At 44.3% G+C, this 11,686-nt stretch carries 9 protein-coding genes; 3 read left to right on the top strand and 6 right to left on the bottom strand.

Going from position 1 to position 11,686, the window contains the following annotated elements:
* Window positions 1-226 precede the first annotated feature (226 nt).
* Complete coding sequence (locus ABIE60_RS12710) at window positions 227-436, top strand: helix-turn-helix domain-containing protein (protein ID WP_354469860.1); 210 nt, start codon at window positions 227-229, stop codon at window positions 434-436.
* 3 nt (window positions 437-439) lie between these two features.
* Here ABIE60_RS12710 and ABIE60_RS12705 read toward each other — a convergent pair whose 3' ends face one another.
* The 5 genes from ABIE60_RS12705 to ABIE60_RS12685 form a co-directional block, all read right to left on the bottom strand.
* The gene (locus ABIE60_RS12705; RefSeq protein ID WP_354469858.1) at window positions 440-2,566 is read right to left on the bottom strand and encodes a hypothetical protein; all 2,127 of its coding nucleotides are present in this window, start codon (window positions 2,564-2,566) and stop codon (window positions 440-442) included.
* A gap of 70 nt (window positions 2,567-2,636) precedes the next feature.
* Window positions 2,637-3,878: a restriction endonuclease subunit S gene (locus ABIE60_RS12700; protein ID WP_354469856.1), complete on the bottom strand. Its 1,242-nt coding sequence runs from the start codon at window positions 3,876-3,878 to the stop codon at window positions 2,637-2,639.
* The gene (locus ABIE60_RS12695) at window positions 3,871-5,505 is read right to left on the bottom strand and encodes an HsdM family class I SAM-dependent methyltransferase (protein ID WP_354469854.1); all 1,635 of its coding nucleotides are present in this window, start codon (window positions 5,503-5,505) and stop codon (window positions 3,871-3,873) included. The genes ABIE60_RS12700 and ABIE60_RS12695 overlap by 8 nt, the downstream gene beginning before the upstream one ends.
* Window positions 5,499-8,597, bottom strand: coding sequence for a type I restriction endonuclease subunit R (locus ABIE60_RS12690; protein ID WP_354469852.1), 3,099 nt, complete (start codon window positions 8,595-8,597; stop codon window positions 5,499-5,501). Before ABIE60_RS12690 ends, ABIE60_RS12695 begins: the two co-directional genes overlap by 7 nt.
* 15 nt (window positions 8,598-8,612) lie before the next feature.
* Entirely contained in the window at window positions 8,613-8,789 is a 177-nt protein-coding gene (locus ABIE60_RS12685; protein WP_502914960.1) for a helix-turn-helix domain-containing protein, read from the bottom strand.
* Between the two features lie 313 nt (window positions 8,790-9,102).
* Between ABIE60_RS12685 and ABIE60_RS12680 the strand changes: the two genes are divergently transcribed.
* Window positions 9,103-10,320 (top strand): Swt1 family HEPN domain-containing protein, encoded by a 1,218-nt coding sequence (locus tag ABIE60_RS12680; RefSeq protein WP_354469848.1) that lies wholly within the window; start codon window positions 9,103-9,105, stop codon window positions 10,318-10,320.
* A gap of 165 nt (window positions 10,321-10,485) precedes the next feature.
* Window positions 10,486-10,959: a hypothetical protein gene (locus tag ABIE60_RS12675; protein ID WP_354469846.1), complete on the top strand. Its 474-nt coding sequence runs from the start codon at window positions 10,486-10,488 to the stop codon at window positions 10,957-10,959.
* Window positions 10,960-11,000: 41 nt separating this feature from the next.
* Here ABIE60_RS12675 and ABIE60_RS12670 read toward each other — a convergent pair whose 3' ends face one another.
* Window positions 11,001-11,654: a hypothetical protein gene (locus ABIE60_RS12670; protein WP_354469845.1), complete on the bottom strand. Its 654-nt coding sequence runs from the start codon at window positions 11,652-11,654 to the stop codon at window positions 11,001-11,003.
* Window positions 11,655-11,686: the final 32 nt, after the last annotated feature.

Below are 11,686 nucleotides of genomic sequence, written 5' to 3'. Positions count from 1 at the left end.
GTTGAGTTCATGATGGATTCCTCGCGTAGGTGACGATGGAATCAGTGTGGGGCGGTTAGTGGCTGGAAAAAAGGGGCTGATTTAAGGGCGCTTACGATTGAGTTTACCAGGTTGGTATCATCCTCAAATCTCACATCAGACATAGTAACCACCAAAAATGAGCGCTATAGTCCGTGGAACTATAGCCACCTAATGATGATAGTTCTACCTTTTGGGTAGAACTATCATGCGTGATGAGCGGTTGGTTGCTTTCGGGCAGCGTGTAAGAGCACTTAGGAAGGAAAAAGGCCTCTCACAGGAGGCATTAGCTGCATTGGCTGATATCGATAGAAGCTATATGGGCCATATCGAGCGGGGGGAGAAAAACATCACGCTCACAAAGATTTATCAAATAGCTGATGCTTTATGTATTTCTATTACTGATTTTTTTAATTAGATTTTATTCCTTGAGTAAATCAGTTACACCTAATTTCTCTGCAAAACTTAAATTTCGCCTATGGGCTCGCTCTGCTATGGAGGACAGTTTTATTATCTCAACCTGCGCATTTGCAATAGCGTGTCGATTTTCATCCATTGTCGGGATAGTGACATTCGGCCGAATCCAATCCCCGTTGACAGTCTTTTTGTAATCCCAATCTAGCGTCGCATATGGGCTTATATTCTCACCTATCAAGTAACAATAGAATGAAGTTACTTTTTTAACCCCGTAGTTAGCTATCAAGATACAGTACTTTGTCATTTGATTTAAATAATCAGATAAGTCTGTATCAGGCTCCTTAAACTCAACAATCAAACACTTTTCTTCACCAGGGTTTAGATAAATATCTGGTCGACCAGTCTTCTTAAAGCCAAGTTCTACAACAATCTCATGAGGAACAGGTCTTAATAGAGCTTCTCCATTAACATCAGATATTTTGTCTATCTGAATATCAGAACATCCTTCGAAGTGAACAAATTCCTCACTAAGAATCCATAGATCATTTACTGAATTTGTAGATTTGGATTTTCGTTTAAAAACCAAGTCATGAATCAATCCTTCTTTATCTTTATTCTTCCGTCCTTGAACTGGTTGTTTTTGATAGTCTAAGTCCTCATCAAGAATCTTTTTCAGGATGTTAACTACCATCTCTCTTCTTATTACATATTTGCTAAGTTCCTCTTTATTCTGGTCATCTACTAGTTTTGAAAGCTCTTTCGCTTTTTCCTTAATATCATGTTGATAGGTGTCGGATGTGGGGTTCATACTGACAAGCCCATCATATATTCTTTTAGCTTTATACCCTACCTCAGCTAACTCTTTCGCCTGACAAGCATATAATTTACTAGTGATAGTTTTTTCACTATCACTGACCCTAATGCCCGACTTGGATATCAAATTAAATGGTATCCCGTGTGCTTTAGCTATTCCTTGTACATTGGCTTGTGATGATTCTATGATATCTGAAATAAAATCATATATACTATTCAATTTTTCCGATACTCTATCAAGCAAAAGGTCTTCAATAATTAACGGAGTACTAAAATCAAAAAACAGTCCTTCCGCTTGATATCTAATTTCTTTTTTACTTGGGAACGTAAATTCATCTACAGAATCGGTAACATTTTCAGGCTTATTAAATAGATCCCCATAGAAAACGGATATATATCTTTTTCCGTCAAATGTATCTTTTTTATTGAACAAGTGATTTCCAATTGACTTAACTGGTATATCCTTGCTGCACAAATAAATCTTATTAAAATCAAGATCAGCATCACTGAATTCAAAACAAGCCCAGTTCAATCGTTCATTTTCACCTTCTATCTCTTCAAATCTTACTCTGGTTTTCCCACTTCCAGGTGCAACAACACTACAATATGGAATATCAATTACACCCTCCTTTATTGGTTCAGGTAGGCTTTGTGAATTTATTTCTTTTTTATTTATTTCTTGACCATCTTCAACGAAGCTTAAAGTAATCGAAGGCGCACCTAAACCTTCCTTCGACTCCAAATAAATTCTTAGTAAGAAATGATGTATAAATGATTCAAAAACATTTTTGAATTTAGATTCAACGAGAACAGATCGGTCAGGATCAGTAAGTATTGGCAAACATAGCTCAACCGATGTAAAGTACTTTTGCTCTTTTGAAACTTCTAAAATTTCTTTAGATATAAAGCTATCTTTATAGCATTCTATATATCTATGCTTGAATTCTTCATTCTCATAAAAGAAGCTTGATATTTTCACTAAACCAAATCTATGAAAATATTGAAGTCTTCCACTGCCTCTATTACCAAAACCTTTACTTTTATCAAAAAATTCTACGAAACGGTTATAACTATCAGAATAAAATCCGCTTCCATTGTCTTCTACAATGACGCAGTCTAACTCTTTAGATTCATCCAACTTTGTTTTATAAATAAATTTTACATTGACAAAGGCTTCAAAGGAATCATCACTCTCTTTTCTATAGAAAATCGATTCTAATGAATTAGTAACAGCCTCAAAAATTGGTGAAAGGGGATTATTTGATTTTTTAATAATCCTCATGGCGCCATCTAAGTTGATATAAGCCTTACTATTCATAAAAATTCACCAATTTAATCATTACCGAGTTCCTTTCGAAATATAGCTTATGGACTATATTACAGCTTACTTATTTCACGGTGACCTGACCGTTCATTAGCATGGGAAGAAGCCAATCGCGGAGCTTTATAAGCTCTCGATTTTCAATACTTCGCTCAAATATCATTTTATTGTACTTGGTTACTACTTCATCATATTTATTTAGCAAATCTGGTGTTGGATATGCTAGTTTCAGTGAGTGCAAATCATTTTTTGTAATAGAGCCGAACGTTGTACCTTCAGAATTTCGACGATCAAAAATCTTTTTAAAATATTTCATGACATAAAATAGAAACCCGTCTGATCCAGTCTTACTGTTTAATGCGGCTAAGCCGCGTCCAATACAGCAATCTGTGTTGGCAATATTCATATCACCAACAGGTGCCCGAACACTCAAAAGAATATCACCTTTCTTTGCCATGCGGCCTGGTTCCGTTGTGTATTGTCGGGTTGTAGGAAATAGCCAGCCAAAGTCTGTGGAACCTTGATAAAAAATAGTTCCAACACTCTCATAGTTATAGGAGCCCCCTTCTGGAGATTGCCCCATAGTAATGTTAGCTATTTCAGACAGCGTTTTGTCACTCCAACCCGCAGGTATTTCCCGCTTCAGGGTTAGGTTGTAGACCATTTTTCCGCCAGAAGTTTTGTATGGTTTTCCATTGGCATCAGGGAAGTCATACTGTACAAACCAGTAGTCGTAAAGGGTTTTGGCCATGGATTCCAACTCGGCATTGATGCGGTTGTTGAGTTCGATTTTTGTTTCGAGTGCATCAAGCAAATCAACGATTTTCTGTTGTACGGAAACAGTTGGGAGAGGAACCTTTACGTCGTATATCCTTTCAGGAGAAGTGTGCTTAACTTTTGAGCCAGATGAAGTGAGGCGAATCTGCTCTCGTACAGTCTTAGTCTTGAACAGATGATATACGTAATCTTTCAGTATCTTTTTCGAATCTGCAGTGATTAGCCCCAACCGTTGATTGTGCAAATAAATGCCTGATTCTGGAACTCTGGCACAACTCCCCAACAAACCGGCTGCTTGCTCAGTCATTGCAACAATTAGGTCACCAGCTTCATGTAGGTATTCTTCCGGAACTTCTCCAGTATAAAATTTCTCTTTCCCTGCCTGCCTCTTGAAACCACCTTTTTCATAAAAGTTTCCGGGCGTCAGCACAATATAGTCAGTCTTTTCATCCGAAAAGAATTCACTCTTAAATGGGAACCCATGCTTAATACTGATCTTCCCTTTTAAGTTAGAAAGGGGATAGTTACTCATACCTCAACCCCGCCAACTGGTTTTTAATCTCTACTTCCAGATCACGTGATTGGTTAAACAGGCAATCCAGGTTAGTTGTAAAGCGTTGCAACTTATCGGCAAACTGCTCTGGGGTAATATCGACATATTCGATTTTTAGATCGAAATACTGACCCGCGCTTAGGCTATAGTTCTTCGCTTCGATTTCGTCATAGCTGACCGCAACGGAAAAGTCTTCCATTGCCTTCTTTGCATTAAAGGTATCGATAATGCGAAGCTCTTCTTCCTGGCTAAGCACGGTTTTCTGGTTCTTACCGTCTCTGATTTTTTCGCCTAGGCTGGAGGCGTCAATCAGTACCACGTTATCTTTGTTGCTATCATCCATAAACAGGATGGAGACATTGGTACCGGTAGTAGCAAAAATATTGGAGGGCATGGACACGACACCTGCCAGCATCTTGTGCTCTACCAGGTACTTACGAATGCCTTTGTCAATGCCCGATTGCGCGGTAATAAAGCCTGTAGGCACCACCACGGCCGCTTTGCCACCTTTTTTTAGTGAGTGGATGATGTGTTGCAAAAACAACTGGTAGATTTCCATCTTGTCCTTGGCTTTGGCTTTGATCTTGGGGATGCCCGCAAAGAAACGCTCTTTGTTTTCTTTGCTGTCCAGTTCATCGCGGAAATCACTGAAGTCCATCTTGAACGGCGGATTGGAGACGATGTAGTCAAAACGCTTCAGGTCTTTGCCGTCCCGGTGATAGGGGTGCAGCACGGTGTTGCCCTGAATCACATTGGGGATGGAGTGCACCAGGTTATTCAGGATCAAGTTAAGACGCAGCAGGTTTGAGGACTTTTGCGAGATGTCCTGGGTGTAGATGCTGCAACGGTTCTCACCAATGGCATGGGCTACGTTCATTAGCAGGGTGCCTGAACCTGCGGAAGGGTCGTAGCAACTAACGTTCTTGACTTTGCCTTGTTGCTCCGTGGGAACCAAAATAGCCGCCATAATGCGGGCCACGGCATGGGGTGTGTAGTACTCGGCGTATTTGCCGCCGGAGTTGCTGTTGTAGTCCTTGATCAGGTATTCAAAGATGGTGGCATAGAAGTCAAATTTCTGCGTAAAAATACGCTCGAAGCTGAATTCCACCAGTTTGTTAATGATGGCACGGCAGAAAGCATCGCGTTTGGATTCGTCGGCAATGTACTCGCTTATGCGGTCAAATAGAACTACCTTAGCACCACCGTCGGTCTTGACTGCAAACACGTCATTGTTGGTTTGTGCAATGTCACGCAGAGTATCATCAAACAGCTTGGCGAAGTCCGGTATGTTCTGCTGGCTGAACAGGTAGCTAATAAAGTGGTGAGGTTTCAAGCGTGCGGTATCACCACCCATTTGCAGCTGGAGCATTTCCAGCTCGTCTTCGCTCATGGCGACCAGGGCTTCTTCCCACTTTTCGGAGTTGGCGACCTTCTCGTCGATCTTCTTCGCCTCGTAGGCGAATTTATCGTTAAGGAACTTGTATAGAAAGGTTTGGGTGATGATTTTGAATTCATTACCGTCGTTACCCAAGCCATAGTGGGCACAGATGTTCTTCAGACTATCGATCAGCGCCTTGGTTTTGTCTCTAAATTCAAGTTCTACCACGTACGTGCTCCGGTACTAAATTCTTTCAGGTATTCGCCGACAACCAGACGATTGATATAGCGAGAGGCGTCGGCGTTGAGTTGTATTTTTTGCTCACCCTTGAAGCGCCTGATCACTAAAGGCATCATCTGGCGTTCAAAGTAGCTTTCGTTGTCCAGTATCTGACTGTTGTTCAGTACCTGCTCATCGGCGTCCTGCTTTACTCTGGTAAGGGCTTCGAAGATCTTGCGCTCTGACTCACTGATGCCGCCACGTTCTTGCAGGCGTTTGTGAATGCGGGTGTATTTAGTATCGCCATGGTATTTTTGGCGAAGCTGGTTGTTCTCGCGATTCAGCTCTCTGACGCGCTCGTGGATCTTGTTGAGCGCATCGATGTTGGCCACCATTTCATCCTGGGTGACTTCGCTGAGATTCTTTTTCTTGAAGAGCCTTTCCAGCTCCTCTTTTAGAGTAACGAACTTGGGGTCTTGCTGATCAAAATTATTGGCCAAGGCTTCGCGGGTTTGGCGTAAGGTGTTTTTCAGTTTGTCGGCCAGTACCAGTTCTTCTTCGCCCACCTTGATGAATTTAAAGATGACATCCTCAAGGGCCACATTCAGTAAATTGTCTGTATCCGTGCCTTGTTCGATGCTTTCCTTGAGGTTGAGCAGATCCAGGTGGTTAGAGGCTTCCCGATAGAGGATGTTCAGTTTTGCGAAGTCCAGCTCATTTAGGATGCTGTACTCACCTTGCAGGCGGATGAGGTTGTAGAGGCTTTTCGCATCGCCCAGTGCTTTCTTCAGAGCCAGGATGGTTTCCCTCTCCTGAATCTGGCTTATCTGGTCGGTGAATACCTCGGCATTTTCGATGTCGAAGCGGAATAGAACATCCTTGATATGCTCGATTTCCTGCTTTATTTCCTCTTGGGATTTGAACAGGTTGGAGTAGTGCTCCATTTCATCGCCGAGTTCTAATTGCAGCTCGTCAAAATAGGCTTTGTTGGTCGCGTCAAACTCCTTGCGGATGTCGGCAAAGTCCACCACATAGCCGTAACGGAAGTCCCTATAGGTGCGGTTTACCCGTGTTAAGGCTTGTAGCAGGTTGTGCTTGCGGATGACTCGGCCCAGATAAATTTTCTTTAGCCTTGGGGCATCAAACCCGGTAAGCAGCATGTTGAATACGAACAGGAAGTCGATTTTCCCGGCTTTGAAGTCTTCCACCCAATCCTTACGCTCTTCCTTGGTGCCAACATCATGTAGGATCAGAGCCGCACTCTTCACCTTGTTGCCATGCTTAGCCCTAGCCGCATAGCTGTCTGGCTTGGCTGTGGCAATCAACGATTGGGCAGAATCGTGGATCTCGTATGGTGTAGTGAAGGCCTGTGCGTATACACCATTAAAGATGTCGAACATCTGCTTAGCCTGATCTGCGCTGTCGCAGATCACCATGCCTCCGATTGTGGCATCATTCAGAGCGCCCCGACTTTTCTCAAAGTCAGTTATTATGTAATCAAGCATGGGTTCGACGAAGCTCGGATGAGCATAGATAAGCTTCCGATCCACGTCCCCCATTCTAACTTCTACCTCCTCCAAAGCCTGTTTCAGCGCCATTTGGTAGTTAGTAGCAATCTCTTCCCGAATCAGGCGCAGTGTGTAGCCATCAGCAATGGAAGCGTTGTAATAGTATTTGTGAATGTATTCGCCGAATAGCACTCGGGAGTTGTAATCGTCGCCTAATAGCGGCGTACCCGTGAGGCCAATTTTGATGGCATTGGTATCCGATTGGCTCAAGTTCGCCAGGAAGCTGCCCCTAGGGTTGTAGCTGCGGTGGACTTCATCCAGGAAGTACACGCGCTGGATGGCAACATCGTAGTCCCTGGTTGAGACGACATCCGGGTCGTCCTTAAACTTCTGGATGTTCACGACCGTGATTTCAGGCTTGCCGGAATGGTTGTGGATAGCCTGAGTTGCCTTAATGTCGCGGGTAAAGGCTTCACGGGAATTAACTGTGTGCACTGTCAGGCCGCGAGCGGTGAATTCCCTCTGAGCTTGTTGCAGCAAGTCCAGTCGATCGACAATGAAGTAGAACTTGGGAATGATCTGTTGCTTCTGGAAGTAGTCAGTTAGAAAGCGCACGTTGTAGAAAGTCAGCGCTGTTTTGCCGCTGCCCTGGGTGTGCCAAATGATCCCCTTCTTAACACCTTCATCGAGCTTTCTTTCGATAGCCTTGGTCGCGAAAAGCTGCGGGTAGCGCATGATGTGCTTTTGCAACCCGTCTGTCTCTGACACATAGGCGAGCGCGTAACGCAGGATAAACGCAAGCCGGTCTCTGTTGACTAGGGAGGTGCAAATACGGTTGGTTGGCCGGTTCGGGTCTTTATTGACTATGAATTCGGGATTACTGCGAATGACTTCCAGGTTGTTGTCCTTCAACACCTTGAGCTCGCCTTCATCCGATAGCGGCTTGAGCAGCGCCGTAAGGTTCAGAATCTCCTCCTCACGGAAGTAATTGAAGACCGGCTTGTGATAGGAGCTGCTGGCGTAGAACGCGCCCTGAACAGGTTCTGGGTCGCCGTCGTCATACTCCATATTGTTTGAGAAAATCATGAACTGAGTGATGTTGGCAAAGCGCTTGAACTTGGGGTTCTGGAAGCGCTTGTTGATGCGATCCCGCTCCGCCAATATGCCTTCACGGTTATTCGGCTTCTTCACTTCAATAAAGACCAGCGGCATGCCGTTTATCAGCAGGGTGACGTCTGGCCTAAACTCTTCATCGCCATTCTGGCAGGTCAGCTCGGTAACGACATGGAAGCAGTTGTTGTCGAAGTTTTCGAAGTCGATCAGTTTGGTGTTGGAGCGGTCGCTTAGCCTTTCAAAGAAGGCGCGCCCCAGGTCTTCGTTGTCGAGCAGAAGTTTGACGTCTTCCAGGAGCCGGGAAACATCGTCCACCTCGATGCCGGGGTTGATTCGTGTGATTGCTGATGAGAACAGCTCAGGGAATATGTTGGTGTCCAGATCCCAACTCTGGCCCTTGAGCGAGAGATACTGATAGCCCAGCCTCATCAGATGGAGGATGGTCGGGATTTTTACTCGGGTGTCTTCGTTAAACTTCATAACGTTCCCTGTCTATTATTTTGTCAGTTCGAGCAGATCCCCTATCTGACATTCGAACAGCCGACATAGCTTTTCAATTGCATCCAGATCCACTTTCTGTGCTGTCTCTTTGTAGAGCAAGGTGACTGTGGCCCTACTAAGACCAGTAGCTCTGGCAACATCAGCTATGCGCATCTTATGCTCACCCATCATGCGGGCAAGATGGCATCGAATCATCGTCGTAACCTCAGACTTTGTAGTCTCATGGTAGTCGTAGAAGAATACCACATGCAGTGAATTTTACTCACATTATGTTAGTTCAACTCACATTTTTAGTACCACAATGAACAGCAAGCGCTCCCGGTTCATGACATGGGAGACTTGATGCGTCCGAATTTGAACCGAAAAAGAACTGGTGATCCAGACTCTTGCATCTTGTAGTCTGTCAGCAACATCGATAGAGATATTGTGACCGGTTTGTAGGTACGGTCAGTATGATGAAACCCAATTAGTGAAGATACCGGTAATGAGCAGCAAAGACCTCAAAGAGATACTGGAACGGCAAAAGGCCCTAAGTGACCAACTCCGGAATCCGCTGGCAGACCGGCTTGCAGAACTGGAGTCCACGAACGTCATGCGCTCCTTCTCACAACAATCGAATATCGCCAGGATGTTAGAGGAGCTAAACAAACCCACCATTGCTTCCGAAGCATTAGAACGAGCGGCAGAGATCGCGAAAAGTCACGACTGGATACGTGACTACGGAAAGGAAGCTGAGCGTGCGACCCAATGGATTAAAAACCTGGAAGTACAAACAGCGTGCACCCGGCAGTGGCTCAAAGGTTTAGAAACGCAGTACCGTCTTCCCGAATTTAATGAAGCGACACGCTTCCTGCGAGAGATCGAGAACAACAGCGCCTTTCGTGCAACACAGGAACTGCATAAGCATTTCGAGCAAACACAACGCGCTATGGAAGCAATGCGCTCCCCGTGGCTAGATATCAATAACAGCTTACGCTCGGTCAACGCATTCACAGAGCTACAGCTTCTCGGCCATACATTGCACTCTAACGCGCCGTCATACAGTGATTCGGTATCAAATGCGCTCCGTATAGAGCTGGGTGACTGGAGAGATCAGATCACATGGCCGGAGCGGATATTTACAGATCCGATAGCGCGCTCCGATTTTTATGTAGAGCGCGGCTTCAACGGCGATCTCGCGGATTTTCCCCCGGAAGCTTTTGAGGAAAGCCTGACGCTTGCCGGTCTTGGTCAGGATAGCACCGAAAGCCCTAGCGGTAACGCCAATGACGATGAAGAAGGTTATCAACGCACCAATGATGCACATGGCCAGTTGTTCCGGTTCGAAAGACAGGTTAGGGCATTCATTGCTTCCCGTATGACTGAAGCATATGGGAAGAACTGGATTAAGACACAGGTCCCGCCAAATATCCGCGAAAGATGGGCAGAGAAGCATGAAAAGGCACAGAAGTACGGAGAGCAGCCTTTGCCACTGATCGCCTATGCCGACTTTACAGACTACGTACTGATCATCACAAAAACAGATAACTGGAGTACAGTATTTCAGCATTATTTCATGCGCCCTGAGCTGGTTAGGGAGTCTTTCCAGCGGCTCCACCCGATTCGCCTCTGTACGATGCATGCACGGGTCATCACGCAGGACGATGAGCTCTATCTCCGGGCAGAAACGCTCAGAATTCTGAAGGCAATGGGGCTATCCTGAAAGGCCCCACTCCCACCGAAAGCAAACTTTCACGCAATTTTCAGGCCTTCGATATTACCGCCAGGATCGTGGTATTCCCTGAACACTGCCGGTGTACGGCACGCATTGGTGCTATTTCCTAAACTTCGACTCGCCAAATCAGTGTACTAATCAAGAGGCGAAACTATGAAAAAGCATGCAACCGATGAACAAAAGCTTTTCTATGAAGTGAGTGCCACCAGCTGGAGCACCTATGTATATTTCAATGAATATGCCTGGATCAATATCTTCGATACTGAACCATATCATGATCGGTACTATATGTGTCTGCACGGCTCCGTGATCAAGGCAATAACCAAAAAAGTGAAAACGGGACAGAAAGTGAAATTCGCCATTCATCCTGCGGATTTCAAGGATTTAAACGTCAACCGGTACGGCCTTGAGCCAATCGGAGACATGGAAATCTCAACCATGAAAAATAATGAAGGCAAGAAAGAAAAAATATTAGTTTTCCGCGTATCTGTTCCAGAAACGTCATTCTGCCATATTAGGTCAGCGATGACCGGTAACCACACTGCGACCGTCAGCATGACCGGAACGGATATTTATTACCGGAAAGGACAGATATTCCACCTGACCTTTCAGAGCACGTCAGAATGAATGTGTAACGTGATAAATAAGGCAGTCCACTTCGTTAAATATCATTCAAGGCCAAAGTTTTGTTTCATATCTTCCAACTTCTTTTGCCTGACTTTATCGTAAAAGTCTCTTTTGGACTTTTCTTTTAGTACTACCATTTTCTCATATTCAGAAAGATAATCTTCCAGCCAATCTCCGGGCACAAACCCTATTAGCCCGCCAGTAGTATAAAACATCACGTCTTCAACATGTACTCGAAAGATCTTGGTAGCCAATAAAAGTTCACCTTCTGCATTACGCAATATCAACTCATATGGATACCTGCTCTCTTCATTATAATCTATAAACCCTCTATCCTTCTCAACAGAGGTCAGAGAATAGTTTTTTCCAAAGAGTGTAAAGGTCAAATCCTCTTTCTTCTCTTTTTCATTTTTCTGAGAAGATGGCTCTTCGATAGAAAATTTTCTATATTTAGGCCAGTCCTCACGTTTAAAATGTACAGGGTAAGGCCGAATTTCATCCCATATATCAAGTAGCTTCTTTTCCAGATCCAGAATTTTAGCGAGCTGTTTGCGTTCTGCCACAACTTTTTCTATATCGCTTTCACTTAATACAGGAGTAGCGTCTAAAAAATCGAACTGTTCACGCAAAGCCTTTCGCAAATTTTCAATAGCGGCTTTAACTTTATCAGACACATCATTGTTGGCATTATTCATAGAGAACCCCTCCTCTTATTCCGACTTATATT

This window comes from Marinobacterium sp. MBR-109 (assembly GCF_040547565.1).
Classification (GTDB): Bacteria; Pseudomonadota; Gammaproteobacteria; order Pseudomonadales; family Balneatricaceae; genus Marinobacterium.
The sequence above is the reverse complement of the archived record's forward strand: the minus strand, read 5'-3'. Positions and strand labels throughout refer to the sequence as shown.